Source organism: Aeromonas sp. s6 (assembly GCF_040907815.1).
Classification (GTDB): domain Bacteria; phylum Pseudomonadota; class Gammaproteobacteria; order Enterobacterales; family Aeromonadaceae; genus Aeromonas; species Aeromonas caviae.
In genome coordinates, this window is the sequence record NZ_JBFOCN010000027.1 from 84,567 (window position 1) to 99,785 (window position 15,219).

Sequence of the window (15,219 nt, forward strand, 5' to 3'; positions counted from 1 at the left end):
AAGAAAAATCAGTGGGCATCGACCCAGACAAACTTGAGGACGAAGAGCAGGGCCACCACCAGCACGCAGGGGTTGATCTCGCGCCAGCGGCCGGTGCCCGCCTTCATCACGCAGTAGGAGATGAAGCCGACGGCGATCCCCTCGGTGATGGAGAAGCTGAACGGCATCATCACCGCGGTCATGAAGGCCGGCACCGCTTCGGTCAGGTCTTCCCACTTCACCCGGGTCAGCTCGGAGCACATCAGCACGCCCACGTAGATGAGGGCCCCCGCTGCGGCATACGCCGGCACCATGGCGGCGACCGGAGAGAAGAAGATGGCCAGCAGGAACAGGATGCCCACCACGATGGCGGTCAGGCCGGTGCGACCGCCGACGGCGACGCCGGAGCTGCTCTCGATGTAGGCCGTCACGGACGAGGTCCCCATGAAGGCGCCGCCGACGGAGCTGACGCTGTCCACCACCAGGGCCTGCTTCATGCGCGGGAAGTGCCCCTTGTCATCGGCCAGCTTGGCGCGGTTGGTCACGCCGATCAGGGTGCCGGAAGAGTCGAACAGGTTGACCAGCATGAAGGAGAAGATGATCCCGGCGAGGCTGATGTCCAGCGATCCCATCAGGTCCAGCTGGCCGAAGACCGGTGCAATGCTCGGCGGCACGGAGACGAAGCCCTTGAAGGTGACGTCGCCGAACAGCCAGCCCAGGGTGGTGGTCACCACGATGGCGATGAGCACGGCTGAGTGGACGCCGCGGGCGGAGAAGATGCAGATCAGGAAGAAGCCGAGCAGCCCCAGCAGGCAGGGCAGGGAGGTGAGGTTGCCCACGGTCACCATGGTGGCGGGGCTCGCGACCACGATGCCGGCATTGTGCAGGCCGAGCAGGGCGATGAGCAGACCGATGCCGGCGGTGATGCCGACCCGAAGGGTCAGGGGAATGTTGGCGATGAGCCAGTAGCGTACCCGCAGCAGGGTCAGGATCAGCAGGCCCAGCGCACCCCAGAAGATGGTGCCCATGCCGACCTGCCAGGAGTAGCCCATGCCAGCCACCACCACGAAGGCGAAGAAGGCGTTGAGGCCCATGGCGGGAGCCAGGGCGATGGGCAGGTTGGCCAGCAGACCCATCAGGATGCTGCCGATGCCGGCGATGAGGCAGGTGGTAACGAACACGGCCTGGGTGTCCATGCCTGCCGCAGAGAGGATCTGCGGGTTGACGAAGACGATGTAGACCATGGTCAGGAAGGTGGTGATGCCGGCGATCACCTCGGTGCGGGCCGTGGTGCCATGACCGCGCAGGGCAAACAGGCGCTCGAGCAATCCCTGCCCGGCAGCCGGGCTGGCGGTCTGCCCGGTAGCGTGATGTGGTTGATTCATGTTGGATTCCAATGGGTGACGTGAAATAGGCAGCAGGGGGCCCGGCCCATCCATGCGGGGCGACGGATCCTGATTCTGGCGGTGAAGTGACCAGACTCGTCCTGATACCGTGACAGCGCGCACATTTTCACACAGGCGGCCAGGTTTACAAACCCCGGATGTGCGAGGCGGATCAATGAATAGAGTAAAAATTCAAACGTTTTCCCTCAGAGGCAGGAGAAAGGGGACCAATAGAGCCCCGTTTCCACATCGGGATCAACGGTTTTTCTGGTAGCGTTCGATAAGCTGGCTCAGCACGGCATCGCTCTGCTCCAGCAAGGGATCGAGGGCCAACCCCATGCGTTGGAGCAGCAGGGTGGCCTGGGTTTCACTCAAGGGGCGGCCATCGAGGAAGTAGGCCTGCTCGGCAAGTTGCTTGTCATGGCGGGGCAGCAGCACCCAGTGCACCCGTCGGGGTTCGATGGCGGCGAGGATCCGGTTGGCGGCCGCGCAGAAGGTATCGATGTGCTGCTTGCCATCCGGCCCCAGGCAGCCGGGTTCGAGCCGGATCTGGATGGTGAGTCTGGTGGTGGAGGCTTGGGTCATGGGTCGCTATCGCTGGGGAATAGGTGGAGATTGTAAGTCAGAAGAGGCAAAAAAGGGGAGCCCCGGCTCCCCTTGTGACGTCATACCTGGCGGTGCAGCTGTTGCCTCGCCTTACTTGGCAATGCGCTTGTACTTGGCGCGGCGCGGCTGGATAGCCTCGGCACCGTAGGTCTTCTTCTTCCACTCTTCGTATTCGGTGAAGTTGCCTTCAAAGAATTCGATCTTGCCCTCGTCCTGGTAGTCCAGGATGTGGGTGGCGATGCGGTCGAGGAACCAGCGGTCGTGGGAGATGACCATGGCGCAACCCGGGAACTCCAGCAGGGCGTTCTCGAGGGCGCGCAGGGTTTCGATGTCCAGATCGTTGGTCGGTTCATCCAGCAGCAGCACGTTGCCGCCGGTCTGCAGCAGCTTGGCCAGGTGCAGACGGCCACGTTCACCACCGGAGAGCTCGCCGACCCGCTTCTGCTGGTCGGAACCCTTGAAGTTGAAGCGGCCGATGTAGGCGCGGCTCGGGAACTCGTAGTTGCCGATGCGCAGGATGTCCTGGCCGTCGGCGACTTCCTCGAACACCGTCTTCTTGTCGTTCATGCTGTCGCGGAACTGATCCACGGAGGCCAGCACCACGGTGTCACCCAGGGTGATGGAACCGGAATCCGGTTGTTCCTGACCCGACATCATGCGGAACAGGGTCGATTTACCGGCACCGTTCGGACCGATGATGCCGACGATGGCACCCTTCGGAATGGAGAAGGAGAGATCGTCGATCAGCTGGCGGTCGCCATAGGACTTGCAGAGGTTGGCCACCTCCACCACCTTGTCGCCCAGGCGCGGTCCGGGCGGAATGAACAGCTCGTTGGTCTCGTTGCGCTTCTGGTAGTCGTTGGTGTTGAGCTCTTCGAAGCGAGCCATACGAGCCTTGGATTTGGCCTGACGGCCTTTCGGGTTCTGACGAACCCACTCCAGTTCCTTCTCGATGGACTTGCGACGGGCGGCTTCGGAACTCGCTTCCTGGGCCAGACGGGCATCTTTTTGCTCCAGCCAGGAGGAGTAGTTGCCCTCCCAGGGGATGCCTTCGCCACGGTCCAGCTCCAGGATCCAGCCCGCCACGTTGTCGAGGAAGTAGCGGTCGTGGGTGATGGCCACGACGGTGCCTTCGTAGTCGTGCAGGAAGCGCTCCAGCCAGGCCACGGATTCCGCATCCAGGTGGTTGGTCGGTTCGTCCAGCAGCAGCATGTCCGGCTTTTCCAGCAGCAGACGGCACAGGGCCACGCGGCGGCGCTCACCACCGGAGAGGTGCTTGATCTGGGCATCCCAGGCCGGCAGGCGCAGGGCATCGGCCGCGCGCTCCAACTGGTTTTCCATGTTGTGGCCGCCCTGGGCGGCGATGATGGCTTCCAGCTCGCCCTGTTCGCGGGCCAGCTTGTCAAAGTCGGCATCCGGGTCGGCGTAGGCTGCATAGACCTCGTCGAGGCGAGCCATGGCGCGTTTGACGTCGCCGACTGCCTCTTCGACCGCTTCGCGTACGGTCTGCTCCGGATCCAGCTTCGGCTCCTGGGGCAGGTAGCCGATCTTGATGCCGGGCTGCGGACGGGCTTCCCCTTCGATCTCGGTGTCGATGCCCGCCATGATGCGCAGCAGGGTCGATTTCCCGGCGCCGTTCAGACCCAGCACGCCTATTTTGGCCCCCGGGAAGAAGGAGAGGGAGATGTTCTTGAGAATATGACGCTTGGGTGGCACGACCTTGCCAACCCTGTTCATGGTGTAAATAAATTGAGCCATTGGCTAATTCTCTTCCTTTCAGCAGTTTAATGTCTTGGCATTAACAAACTGATGTCGTGGTGGGGCCGGGTCGACGGGCCGTCAACCCGGTTCCAAAAAACCCGTCGATTGTAAACCAATGGGAGAGGGGCGGCAAAGCCGGGCGCCGCAGGCCGGGACGGCCGACAGGCGCGAGGGGAGAGGGGCAACCGGGCAAGCTCAGCGCGGTGAGCTGCGGCGGGCCGGTTTGTCAGGATCCTGCCCCGAGTAGTAGAGCACCCGCTGCACATACTCCTGGGTTTCCTGATAGGGCGGCACACCGCCGTGGCGCAGCACGGCCTGTTCCCCGGCGTTGTAGGCGGCGCTGATCCTCACCCAGTCCGGACCGAACTGCTTCTCCAGCCACTTCAGGTAGATCATGGCACCACGGATGTTCTGCTGGGCATCGAACGGCCGGGTCACGCCGAAGCGGGCCTGGGTTTCGGGAATGAGCTGCATGACGCCCTGTGCCTGCTTGGGGGAGACGGCGGTGCTGTTCAGATTGGATTCGGCGATGGCGATGGCCAGGGCGAGCTGGGGGTCCACTTTGTGACGCTGGGCGGCCTGGCGGATCATGACGGCCAGCTTTTGCTTGGCCTGTGACTGTCTGGCCAGGTAGCGCTCCTGATCGAAGGGGGTACTGGGGCGCACCCAGGGGGCTCCGCCACCGCCTCCGATGCCGCAGGTACCCAGGGGCGCATTGCCGACCCGCTCGTTGTAGTAACGGGCGGCTTGCTGGTTGCCAAGGCGCATGGCCATGGCCAGGTAGGCGTTGGCGCTGCGGGCATTGCGGATCCCCTGGGGGCCGCGGGCCAGCAGGCGGCCGATGCGGTAATAGGCTTCCGGGTTGCCAAGGTTGGCGGCGGTGCAGTAGTGGGCGATGGCCTGCCGCGGGTTTCCCTGTTCCATGGCGGCACCCTGGCGCAGTGCGCTCATGGCCTTGGGGGCCTGACGAAAGGGATCTGCGTGGGAAGTGGTGGCCAGCAGTATCAGGAGTCCCCAGCCCCAGAGTCGTTTTTTCATGGAAACCTCGTCTTTGGTATCCGCAACATATAGGCCCGATCCGGGGAGGGGCGCCAGCCAGCAGATGGAACATCTGGTTATGTGGGTGAGCAACAGAGATGAAAACGGTATGGAACTTTTGGTGCAGGGGAGAAGCGGTATGGCTCCCGGGTCAGTGACTGCTTTGACAGATTTGTTAATTGAGGTTCAATATGCTGACACAGTTGTTTTCTAACGCCTTGTATTTGCATGATGTCAGCCAGGCCATCGATGCAATGTCGTCGGGTCTGCCGGGTGAATCGATAGCGCCTCGGATGAGGGCAGGATGTGCATATGGTCGAATCGGTCGATATCTCTGTCGTGGTGCCTGCCAAGGATGAGCGGGACAATCTGGCCCCGCTCGTCAGCGAAATAGATGCCGCCCTTGGGGGCAGGTTCGAGTACGAACTTATCTATGTGGACGATGGCAGTGTGGACGGAAGTCATGTGGTGCTGCGCGATTTGCAGACGCGTTTCACCAGGCTGAAGGTGCTGTGCCATGTCCATGCCGTGGGCCAGAGCATGGCGGTGCTGAGCGGGGTGCGCCACGGGCGTGGCGACTGGCTGGTGGTACTCGACGGCGATGGTCAGAACGATCCCGCCGACATTCCCGCCATGCTGGAGGAGGCGATGCGCCGCTACCAGAGCGATCCATACCAGGTGGGCCTCATCGGCCACAGGGTCAACCGCCGCGACGACTGGGTCAAGCGTCTCTCTTCAACGCTGGCCAACGGCTTTCGCGACCTGCTGCTGCGCGACGGCATTCCGGATACCGGCTGCGGGCTCAAGGTCGTGCGTCGCGACTGGTATCTGAAACTGCCTGCCTTCAATCACATGCACCGCTACATCCCCGCGCTGATCCAGGCTCAAGGGGGGCGCATGGCGCCCTGGCCGGTCAACCACAGGCCACGCCAGGCGGGCATCTCCAAATACGGGGTCTGGAACCGGCTCTGGGTCGGGCTGGTGGACGTGGTCGGGGTCTGGTGGTTGCAGCGCCGCTCCAAGGTGGTTGAAATCCGGGAGATGCTGGAGTGATGGACGCCTGGCTGTCTGCCCCCATCGACTGGCTGGACTGGACCGGGGTGCACGTCACCGGCTGGAAGCTGATCGGCTACACGGGGGCGCTGATGTTCGGCGGACGCTGGCTGGTGCAGTTTCTGGCGTCCAGGCGGGCGGGGCGACCCGTCATCCCGCGCCTGTTCTGGTACATGAGCGTGCTCGGCAGCCTGATGACGCTCAGCTACTTCACCTTCTCTCCCAAGCAGGACTCCGTCGGCGTGCTGCAAAACCTCTTCCCCACCTTCACCGCGCTCTACAGCCTCTATCTCGATATCCAGCATCGGGGCTGGCGGCGTGACAAGGGAGTGACCGGGGAGGCTCGTCATGGTGAGTGATCGCACCCTGCTCAATCAGACGTCCCTTGGCTGGTTGCTGCTGATCGCGCTGGTGGTGCTGGGGGCCGGGCTGGGTCTGCGGGACCCCTGGCCGGCGGACGAGCCGCGCTTTGCCCTGATCGCCAAGGAGATGGTGGAGAGTGGCCAGTGGCTCTTCCCCATGCGCGGCGGGGAGCTCTATCCGGACAAGCCGCCGCTGTTTATGTGGGGGATCGCGATCGGTTATGTGTTGACTGGCTCCATCAAGGTGGCCTTTCTGCTGCCTTCCCTGCTGGCGGGGTTGCTGACCATCTTGCTTGTGTGGGACCTGGGGCGTCGCCTGTGGGATCCGGCGACGGGATTTCTGGCGGGCTTGCTGCTGCTCTTTACCGTCCAGTTCACCCTGCAGGCCAAGACGGCGCAGATCGATGCCCTGGCGACGGCCTTCATCACCCTCGGTCTCTATGGTTTTCTGCGCTTCCTCCTCTGCGGTGGCGGGTGGCGCTGGTACTGGCTCGGCTGGTTTGCCGCGGGGCTTGGTGTCATCACCAAGGGGGTGGGAGTACTGGCCCTGCTGGTGCTGCTTCCCGCGCTCTGGACCCACAGGGCACAAATCCGCGCCGCGCCTTTGTCAGCCTGGCTGAAGGCCCTGCTCGGGCCGCTGGCCATGGCCCTGGCGATGAGCCTCTGGCTGGTCCCCATGCTGGAGGCCGTGACCCGAAGCGGGGATCCCCTCCTGCTGGCCTACAGAGACAACATATTGCTGCGCCAGACGGTGACTCGTTATACCAGCGCCTGGCACCACGTCAAACCCTTCTGGTACTACCTTACCTCGGTGATCCCGCCGTTCTGGCTGCCGCTCTCCCTGCTGCTGCCCTGGCTGGTGGTGGCCTGGCGGCGCGCCATTCGGGCGCAGGACAGGCGTATCCTGCTGCTGCTGGGTTATCTGATGCTGGTGGTGCTGTTTTTCTCCTGCTCGCCAGGCAAGCGGGGCGTCTACATCACGCCCGGTACGCCCGCCCTGGCGCTCCTGACCGCACCCTTCATCGGCACCCTGCTGGTCCGGGTCTGGCCGGGGCGACTACTGGCCGGGCTCGGCTGGTTGCTGGGAGGGGTAGGGCTGGTGGGGGCTCTGGTGCTGGCATGTAGCGACAGAGTGGCCAGCCGTCTGGGGGAACTGGGGCCGGATCCCTGGCTTCCCCTGCTGGTGCTGGGGGGATCCTTGCTGCTGATCAATGCCTGGCTTCGCCGGGCGCCACTGACCGCCATTCTCAGCTCCCTGGCAGTGGGGTGGTTGATCTACTCCTGCTGGATCAACGTGCGCCTTAACGAGGTGCGCACCCCTCAGGCAGTCATGGCATTGGCGGCGCAGAAGGTGCCCGCGGGGGATGAACTGCTGCTGGCGGGATTCAAGGAGCAGCATCTGCTGTTTAGCTTGCAACCAGTGAAACATTACCCTTATCTGATGGGAGACGGGGAGCAGGCCCGGGAAGCTGCCGCCTGGATAGAGGCTGCCCCCGGGCGCTGGGTGCTGGGGAGCGCCGACCTGATGGTGAGGTGTTTTGACCCCGCGAAGATGGAAAACCTCGGCAACCGTCACCGCACCGACTGGCTGCTGGCAGGCCCGCAGGCCCTCAAACCCGCCTGTCGTGGGCTCTCCCCCACCATGGTGCCCTTCAGCTATACCCCTTCATCTTGAGCGCAGGGTCTGAGCCAGGCGACCCTGCCACCTCGCCTGGCTCAGACCCGGTAGTAGTCCCGATACCAGCGGACAAAGCCGTCAACCCCTTCCTTGAGCCCGACACGGGGGCGATAGCCCGTGGCGTCAAACAACGAGCGGGTGTCGGCCCAGGTGGCGAGCACGTCGCCGGGCTGCATGGGCAGCATGTTGCGGATGGCCCGTTTGCCGAGGGCCGCCTCGATGGCATCCACGAAGTCCAGCAGCCTGACCGGGCTGCCGTTGCCGATGTTGAAGAGGCGATAGGGGGCCGGGCTGGCGTCCGGGGCCCCCTGCCAGTGGGCATCGCCCGCGGGGGGGCTGTCTGCGATGCGCACTATCCCCTCGACGATGTCGTCGACATGGGTGAAATCCCGGCTGAGCTGGCCCTGGTTGTAGAGGTCGATGGAGTCGCCGTTCAGGATGGCGTGCACGAACTTGAACAGGGCCATGTCGGGCCGACCCCAGGGGCCGTAGACGGTGAAAAAACGCAGCCCGGTTGTGGGCAGGCCGTAGAGATGGGAGTAGGAGTGGGCCATCAGCTCTCCCGCCTTCTTGCTCGCCGCATAGAGAGAGACGGGATGATCCGCCCCATAGGACGGCTTGAACGGCATCTGTTCGTTCAGCCCGTAGACCGAGCTGGAGGAGGCATAGATCAGGTGCTGCACCCGGGTCTGGCGACACCCCTCCAGCACGGTGAGGTGGCCGGTGAGGTTGCTGTCGGCATAGGCGAAGGGGTTGTCCAGGGAGTAGCGCACCCCGGCCTGGGCCCCCAGATGGATCACCCGGTCAAACTGCTCGCGGGCAAAGAGCGAAGCCATGGCCGCGCGGTCCGCGAGATCGGTGCGCTCGAAGCGAAAGCCGGGCAGAGGCGTGAGCAGGGCGAGGCGCGCCTCCTTGAGACTCACCGTGTAGTAGTCGTTGAGGTTGTCTATCCCCACTACCTGATGGCCGTCGCCACAGAGCCTGCGCGCCACATGAAATCCGATAAACCCGGCGGCGCCGGTGACGAGGTACTTCATCGCTCCTCCTGATGGGTCAGGCTATCGCCACGGCCGATGGCATAGTAGGTGAAACCGCGCTGGCGCAGACGGGCCGGATCATAGAGGTTGCGGCCGTCGAAGATGATGGCCTGCTTCAGGGTCTGGCGAAGCAGGTCGAAATCCGGTGCGCGGAACTGTTGCCACTCTGTGCAGACGAGCAGGGCATCAGCCCCCTGAAGGGCGGCTTCCTGGGTGTCGCACAGGATCAAATCTGCCCGCTGGCCATAGAGGCGGGCGGCCTCGGTCATGGCCTCGGGGTCGAATGCCTGCACCTGGCCTCCTGCCGCCCAGATCGCCTCCATCAGCACCCTGCTCGGGGCTTCGCGCATGTCGTCGGTATTGGGTTTGAAGGCGAGTCCCCATAACGCGAAGGTGCGCCCCGACAGACTGGCACCAAAATGGTGGTGCAGCCGGGTCATGAGCCTGTGCTTCTGCGCCTCGTTGACCTTCTCCACCGAGCGCAGCAGGGGGGTCTCGCACCCCGCCTCCTTCGCGGTGTGGATCAGCGCCCTGACATCCTTGGGGAAGCAGGATCCGCCATAACCGCAGCCCGGGTAGATGAAGTGGTGGCCGATGCGCGGATCGGCACCGATACCCTTGCGCACTTCCTCGATGTCGGCGCCCAGGGCTTCGGCCAGGGTGGCCATCTCGTTCATGAAGGAGATGCGGGTCGCCAGCATGGCGTTGGCGGCGTACTTGGTCAGTTCGGCGCTGCGTGCATCCATCCGCAGGATGCGGTCTCGCTTGCGGTTGAAGGGGGCGTAGAGCTCCTCCAGCAGGGAGAAGGCGTGATCGGAGTCGGTGCCGATGATGATGCGATCCGGCCGCAGGCAGTCGGCGACGGCGGCGCCCTCCTTGAGAAATTCGGGGTTGGAGACCACGTCGAGCGGAAGATCGAGACCACGGTCGGCGAGGCGCTCCGCAATGTGTCGCCGTACCCGGCTGGCGGTGCCGACAGGGACAGTGCTCTTGTTGACCACCACCTTGCCCCCTTGCATCAGGCGGCCTATGGTGTCCGCCACCGTCATCACCTGATGGAGGTCGGCGGACCCGTCCTCGTCCGGCGGCGTTCCGACCGCGATGAAGATAAGCTCGGCAAACTCCACCGCCCGTGCCGGGTCTGTGGTGAAGATCAGGCGGCCGGCCTGATGATTGCGCAGCACCAGAGGGGCGAGGCCGGGCTCGAAGAGGGGAATGTGTCCCGCTTTCAGGGCCGCGACCTTGTCGGCATCCACATCCACACAGATCACCTTGTGACCCATCTCCGCCAGTACGGCGGCCTGAACCAACCCGACATAACCTATTCCGAATACGGTGACTCTCATCCGCTGTTGTTCCGCTGGCAGTGACAAGCGACTCATTCTAGAACGATTCGGGTGCGGGGGCAGCGCCCCGTTTCAGGTTTTTCAGCATCATGCCGGCGGTGAGCGTGGGACATTTTGGTGCAAGGATTGTAACGCCTGGATGACGCGCACCATTTTGGCGCGTGAAGGGCGGGACTTGTGATCCATCTCACTCAAAATGGAGACTGTCGGCATAACGAAGCCCCGGTTCACGGGGCTCGCTCCGCCCGATGGGCGGCCAACACTCTCTTGCTTCGCGACTGGATACCTGGTTATGGACAACACTTCACGCTCTGCGCATCCACTGTATGAGGATGTGCTCGCCTTGCTGACCGCAGCAGGCTTCGTTTCCCTCGGCATCTTCCTGTTCCATCAGGTCGGCCTGCTCACCGGTGGCACCGCCGGCCTGGCGCTGCTGCTGCAACAGGTGACCGGCATCAGCTTCGGCCTGCTGTTTTTCGCCATGAACCTGCCTTTCTATGCCCTGGCCTGGCTCAGAATGGGGCCGCGCTTCACCCTCAATACCTTTGCCGCCGTGGCCACCGTCTCCTTCATGACGGATCACCTCAACGCCGTGCTGCAAATCGGCAAGATCGAACCCGTCTATGCAGCATTGATAGGCGGCACCCTGATCGGCATGGGGCTGCTCATCATGTTTCGCCACAAGGCGAGCCTGGGGGGCTTCAACATCCTGGCGCTCTTCATTCAGGACAGATGGGGTGTGCGGGCAGGCAAGCTGCAAATGGGGCTGGATTGCGCCATCGTCGTCGCCTCTTTCTTCGTGGTCTCCCCCTGGCTGCTGGTGCTTTCCGTGGTGGCAGCCATCATCTGTAATCTGGTGTTGACACTCAATCACAAGCCGGGGCGCTACCAGATAGCCTGATGTGCCCAGGGGATTACCCTGCTGGTCAGCCCAAGGCTGGATACCGCAAAAAGACAGAGCGCCTGATGGCGCTCTGTTGCTATCTGCCCCAGGGGGTCACACCACCATGGGGACGCCGCTCTCGGGGTGGTGGATCACCTGGGCGGGGTAGCCGTAGAGGCGCGCGATGAGCGCCGGGGTCAGCACCTCGCCTGCGCTGCCGTCAGCCATCAGCCTGCCCTGCTCCAGCATCACCAGCCTATCGGCGTAGCGGGCTGCCAGATTGAGATCGTGCAACACCACCAGCACGGCGGTGTTGCGGCCGGCCAGCGCCCGGGCCATGGCGAGCAACTGGTGCTGGTATTTGAGATCCAGCGCCGAGGTGGGCTCGTCCAGCAGCAGCAGCCGCGCTTGCTGCGGTTCCTCCGGTGCCTGCCAGATCTGGGCCAGCACCCGGGCGAACTGCACCCGTTGACGCTCCCCGCCTGAAAGGCCGGGATAGAGGCGGTTCGCCAGATGGTCGACCCCGGCGTGGGTCATGGCGGCGCGGACTATCTCGTCGCGCCGGCTGGCAGGCTCGCTGTGGGGCAGCCGGCCCATGGCCACCACCTCTTCGCACAGGAAGGGGAAGCTCAAGGAGGAGCTTTGCGGCAGCACACCGACCCGGTGGGCCAGAGCGTTGTCGGCCCACCCCCTGCGGGTCTGGCCGAACAGGTGGATCTCCCCTTCATGTTCCAGCTCGCCGGTCAGGCACTTGAGCAGTGAGCTTTTGCCCGCCCCGTTGGGGCCGAGCAGGGCGGTCAGGCTGCCGGCATGCAGGTCGAGATCCAGGCTGTCCAGGATAAGTCGGTTGCCGCGACTGAGGCGAAGGCCCCGGCAACTGAGCAGGGGGGAGGGGTATCCGGGCAAGGTGGCGATCTCCTGTTACAGGGTTCGGCGGCTCTTGACCAAGAGCCAGATGAAGAAAGGGGCACCCAGCAGGGCGGTGATGATGCCGACCGGCAGCTCGGCCGGAGCGAGCAGGGTACGCGCCAGCATGTCGGCCCCCAGCAGCAGGCCAGCCCCCAGCAGGGCAGACAGCGGGAGCAGGCGGACATGGTTGGGACCGGCCAGCAGCCGTACCAGATGGGGAACCACCAGACCGACAAAGCCGATCATGCCGGCCACCGCCACCGCCACGCCGACACCGGCAGCAGTGAGCAGGATGAGGCGACGCTTCAGCGTCTGCACGTTCACCCCCAGATGCCGGGCCTCTCCCTCTCCCAGCAGCAGGGCGTTAAGGGGATTGGCATCGCGCATGAACAACAGCAGCAAAGCGGCCAGGGTCAGCAGCGCCAGCGTCACATCGACCGGCTTGCCTGCCGCCAGGGAGCCCATCTGCCACAGGCTCAGGTTGCGCAGCATCTGATCGTCGGCGAGGTAGGTGAGCAGTCCGATGACGGCGCCGGAGAGCGCCGTGATGGCCACCCCGGCCAGAAGCATCACGGTGACCGAGGTGCCCCCTTCCCGGGTACCCAGCAGATAGACGAGGGTGGTGGTGAGGGCTCCGCCGAGAAAGGCGAGCAGGGGCAGCAACCCCAGGCCGAGCAGGCTCTGCAGGTGCGAGCCCAACGGGGCGAGCAACACGATGGCCAGGGCTGCGCCGAGTGCTGCCCCGCCCGACACCCCTATGATGCCGGGGTCTGCCAGGGGGTTGCGAAACAGTCCCTGCATGACGGCGCCGCAGAGGCCGAGAATGCCCCCCACGGCGATGCAGAGCAGGGTTCGTGGCAGACGGATCTCCTGCACGATCAATAATTTGTGAGCCTCAATCCCGCTCTGGGGTCCGGCAAACAGGGCGCGCAGGCTCTCGCCAAGGGAGAGGGACATGGGGCCGGTCACGAGGGACCCGACCAGCAGCAACGCCAGCGCGCAGCCGGTCAGGGCGAGCAGCCAGGGCAGAGGCAGGCGCATCAGGAACCCTGCTTGATCCACTGGGCGATCTGGTTCGCCTGTTGCAGGGAACGAAGGCTGAGGCCCCCTTGCAGGGCATGTCCGTCGATGGCGTGGATGGCTTTATTCTTGCCTGCAGGGGTGGCTGACAGGGCCGGTACCTGGCTCAGAACGGCGTCGGGATCCTGATACTGCTGCCAGTCGCGACCGCTCACCAGCACCAGATCAGGTTGCAGCTCGATGAGGGATTCGGTGGAAACGGGCTTATAGTCGTGGAGCCCAGCCACCGGATTGACGCCGCCCGCCAGGGTGACGAGGGCGCTGGCGGTGGTGTTGCCGCCAGCGATGCTGGTGGGTTGACCCTTGTGCAGCAGCAGGAAGGCGACCTTGAGGGGCTTGTTCTGCTTCGCCTGCGCCGCCAGGGTGTCGCTTTGGGCGGCAATTTCCTCCTTGAGCTTGCTCCCTGCCGCCTGGTCACCCAGGAGATGGGCCAGGGTGTCGATACGCTCGTTGAGGTTGGCCAGCGTAGGGGCTGTGGCCATGACCTCGACCTTGACGTTGGCACGGCGCAACTGATCAAGCGTGCTGTTCGGGCCCATCTCGTCGCTGCCGACCACCAGGGTCGGAGAGAGGCTCAGGATCCCTTCGGCGGCGAGGGCGCGGTGATAGCCGACCTTGGGCACGCCTCTGGGCTCCGGACTGCTGACATCGGTGGCGACCAGGCTCTGCTCGCCTCCCAGTGCCAGGATGAGTTCCGTGGTGGCCGGGCCTATGCTGACGATACGCTCCACCGCCATGACGGATGGGGAAGAGAGGGAAAGGGCACAGCCGAGCAGGCTGAATGCGAGGGCAAAACGACGGCCCATGCGAACCTCCGAAGGGTGAATGAAATAGGGTTGCCGCCGAGAATATCAAGTCGTCCATCAAAATGCACTGAGAATGAAAGCGATTATCAATTGCGTTACTTGGGGCGCTTTATTACAGTATCCGCCGCGACACCGAGCACCATCGCCAGATCATCCAGGGAGAACCGATGAGCATTGCACAACGCATTCAGGCGCTGCTGGAGCAAGACCCCAGCGCCCACCCGTCCACCCTCGCCACCGAGCTGGCCGTCAGCGAGTGGGAGGTGGTACGCCATCTGCCTGCCGCCCTGATGACGCAAGTGCCGGCCGGGGAGGCCGAAGCCCTGCTGGCGGACCTGTCCAGCTGGGGTCAGGTGACCACCATCGTCGAATCCGATGGCTCCATCTTCGAGGTGAAGGCTCCCTTCCCCAAGGGCAAGAACGCGCGCGGCTACTACAACCTGATGGGGCGGGACGGCGAACTGCACGGCCACCTCAAGCTCGACAACGTGGCGGGCATCGCCCTGGTCAGCAAGCTCTTCATGGGCAAGGAAGGGCACTCCTTCCAGTTCTTCGGCCACAGTGGCCGCTGCATTTTCAAGATCTACCTGGGCCGGGACGAGCAGCGTCAACTGCTGCCTGAGCAGGTGGAGCGTTTCATGGCCCTGCGCCGTCAGTATCAAGAGGAAGTGAAAGCATGAGTGAACGTCAGGAGCGCCTGCAAAACCGCCTGCAACCGGAGATCCGCGAGTTCCGCGACGGTTGCCGTACCCTGCAGCTCGCCACTGTGGATGGCGAAGGCAACCCCAATGCCAGCTATGCCCCCTTCGTGCTGCAGGAAGATGGTTACTATGTGCTCATCTCCGAAATAGCTCGCCACGCCCGCAACCTGCAACAGGTGCCCAAGGTATCGCTGATGCTGATCGAGGACGAAACCGGGGCCCGCGAGCTGTTTGCCCGCAAGCGTCTGACCTTCGATGCGGTCGCCGAGGTGGTGGCGCGCGACGACGCACGCTGGGAGAAGGCCGTTGCGGCGCTGGAAGGGCGCTTCGGCGAGATAGTCAAAGGGCTCTCCAACCTCAAGGACTTCGTGCTGTTTAGGCTCAAGCCCGAGCAGGGGCTGTTCGTCAAGGGATTCGGTCAGGCGTTCCGTGTCTCCGGCGACGAGCTGGTGGACTTCGTTCACCTGGTGGAAGGGCACAAACGCATCGACAATGGCGCCGAGCTGACCAGCCCGGCGGATGAACCCGTTTGAGGGGACAATCAGCGAGATGAGAAACGGGCAGCCTGGGCTGCCCGTTTTGTTGTTATGTCCCG

15 protein-coding genes are annotated in these 15,219 nt (G+C 64.0%); 6 read left to right on the forward strand and 9 right to left on the reverse strand.

Annotated features, from left to right (window positions below):
* Positions 1 to 8: 8 nt before the first annotated feature.
* From AB5Y50_RS03035 to AB5Y50_RS03050, 4 genes are all read right to left on the reverse strand, one after another.
* Positions 9 to 1,364: an NCS2 family permease gene (locus tag AB5Y50_RS03035; protein WP_045523766.1), complete on the reverse strand. Its 1,356-nt coding sequence runs from the start codon at positions 1,362 to 1,364 to the stop codon at positions 9 to 11.
* 255 nt (positions 1,365 to 1,619) lie between these two features.
* Positions 1,620 to 1,949, reverse strand: a complete 330-nt coding sequence (locus AB5Y50_RS03040; protein ID WP_039040029.1) for a hypothetical protein — start codon at positions 1,947 to 1,949, stop codon at positions 1,620 to 1,622.
* Positions 1,950 to 2,060: 111 nt separating this feature from the next.
* Complete coding sequence (gene ettA, locus AB5Y50_RS03045; RefSeq protein ID WP_010673216.1) at positions 2,061 to 3,728, reverse strand: energy-dependent translational throttle protein EttA; 1,668 nt, start codon at positions 3,726 to 3,728, stop codon at positions 2,061 to 2,063.
* A 198-nt stretch (positions 3,729 to 3,926) separates the two neighbouring features.
* Positions 3,927 to 4,769 (reverse strand): lytic transglycosylase domain-containing protein, encoded by an 843-nt coding sequence (locus AB5Y50_RS03050; RefSeq protein WP_010673217.1) that lies wholly within the window; start codon positions 4,767 to 4,769, stop codon positions 3,927 to 3,929.
* A gap of 312 nt (positions 4,770 to 5,081) precedes the next feature.
* On the opposite strand from AB5Y50_RS03050, the gene AB5Y50_RS03055 reads away from it, so the two are divergent.
* The 3 genes from AB5Y50_RS03055 to AB5Y50_RS03065 are packed head-to-tail and all read left to right on the forward strand — an operon-like array spanning position 5,082 to position 7,859.
* Positions 5,082 to 5,822 (forward strand): glycosyltransferase family 2 protein, encoded by a 741-nt coding sequence (locus tag AB5Y50_RS03055; RefSeq protein ID WP_049636184.1) that lies wholly within the window; start codon positions 5,082 to 5,084, stop codon positions 5,820 to 5,822.
* Complete coding sequence (locus AB5Y50_RS03060) at positions 5,822 to 6,181, forward strand: lipid-A-disaccharide synthase N-terminal domain-containing protein (RefSeq protein ID WP_045523761.1); 360 nt, start codon at positions 5,822 to 5,824, stop codon at positions 6,179 to 6,181. Before AB5Y50_RS03055 ends, AB5Y50_RS03060 begins: the two co-directional genes overlap by 1 nt.
* Entirely contained in the window at positions 6,171 to 7,859 is a 1,689-nt protein-coding gene (locus tag AB5Y50_RS03065; protein WP_049636183.1) for a glycosyltransferase family 39 protein, read from the forward strand. Before AB5Y50_RS03060 ends, AB5Y50_RS03065 begins: the two co-directional genes overlap by 11 nt.
* 41 nt (positions 7,860 to 7,900) lie before the next feature.
* On the opposite strand, the gene AB5Y50_RS03070 is transcribed toward AB5Y50_RS03065, so the two are convergent.
* Positions 7,901 to 8,899: an NAD-dependent epimerase gene (locus AB5Y50_RS03070; protein ID WP_049636182.1), complete on the reverse strand. Its 999-nt coding sequence runs from the start codon at positions 8,897 to 8,899 to the stop codon at positions 7,901 to 7,903.
* Complete coding sequence (locus tag AB5Y50_RS03075; RefSeq protein WP_049636181.1) at positions 8,896 to 10,245, reverse strand: UDP-glucose/GDP-mannose dehydrogenase family protein; 1,350 nt, start codon at positions 10,243 to 10,245, stop codon at positions 8,896 to 8,898. Before AB5Y50_RS03075 ends, AB5Y50_RS03070 begins: the two co-directional genes overlap by 4 nt.
* Positions 10,246 to 10,537: 292 nt before the next feature.
* Here AB5Y50_RS03075 and AB5Y50_RS03080 point away from each other — a divergent pair, with 292 nt between their 5' ends.
* Positions 10,538 to 11,146 (forward strand): YitT family protein, encoded by a 609-nt coding sequence (locus tag AB5Y50_RS03080; protein ID WP_010673223.1) that lies wholly within the window; start codon positions 10,538 to 10,540, stop codon positions 11,144 to 11,146.
* A gap of 96 nt (positions 11,147 to 11,242) precedes the next feature.
* On the opposite strand, the gene AB5Y50_RS03085 is transcribed toward AB5Y50_RS03080, so the two are convergent.
* Genes AB5Y50_RS03085 through AB5Y50_RS03095 form a run of 3 tightly spaced genes read right to left on the reverse strand, consistent with a single transcriptional unit; the run spans position 11,243 to position 13,923 of the window.
* On the reverse strand, positions 11,243 to 12,034 hold the full coding sequence (locus AB5Y50_RS03085) for a heme ABC transporter ATP-binding protein (RefSeq protein ID WP_049636180.1): 792 nt from the start codon (positions 12,032 to 12,034) through the stop codon (positions 11,243 to 11,245).
* A gap of 15 nt (positions 12,035 to 12,049) precedes the next feature.
* Positions 12,050 to 13,081 (reverse strand): iron ABC transporter permease, encoded by a 1,032-nt coding sequence (locus AB5Y50_RS03090; protein WP_161646805.1) that lies wholly within the window; start codon positions 13,079 to 13,081, stop codon positions 12,050 to 12,052.
* Positions 13,078 to 13,923 (reverse strand): hemin ABC transporter substrate-binding protein, encoded by an 846-nt coding sequence (locus AB5Y50_RS03095; RefSeq protein WP_041214611.1) that lies wholly within the window; start codon positions 13,921 to 13,923, stop codon positions 13,078 to 13,080. Before AB5Y50_RS03095 ends, AB5Y50_RS03090 begins: the two co-directional genes overlap by 4 nt.
* A 167-nt stretch (positions 13,924 to 14,090) precedes the next feature.
* Here AB5Y50_RS03095 and hutX point away from each other — a divergent pair, with 167 nt between their 5' ends.
* Together hutX and hutZ are read left to right on the forward strand one after the other, a co-directional pair.
* Complete coding sequence (gene hutX / locus AB5Y50_RS03100; protein ID WP_045523746.1) at positions 14,091 to 14,603, forward strand: heme utilization cystosolic carrier protein HutX; 513 nt, start codon at positions 14,091 to 14,093, stop codon at positions 14,601 to 14,603.
* On the forward strand, positions 14,600 to 15,157 hold the full coding sequence (gene hutZ / locus AB5Y50_RS03105; protein ID WP_010673228.1) for a heme utilization protein HutZ: 558 nt from the start codon (positions 14,600 to 14,602) through the stop codon (positions 15,155 to 15,157). The genes hutX and hutZ overlap by 4 nt, the downstream gene beginning before the upstream one ends.
* The last annotated feature ends 62 nt before the right edge of the window (positions 15,158 to 15,219 follow it).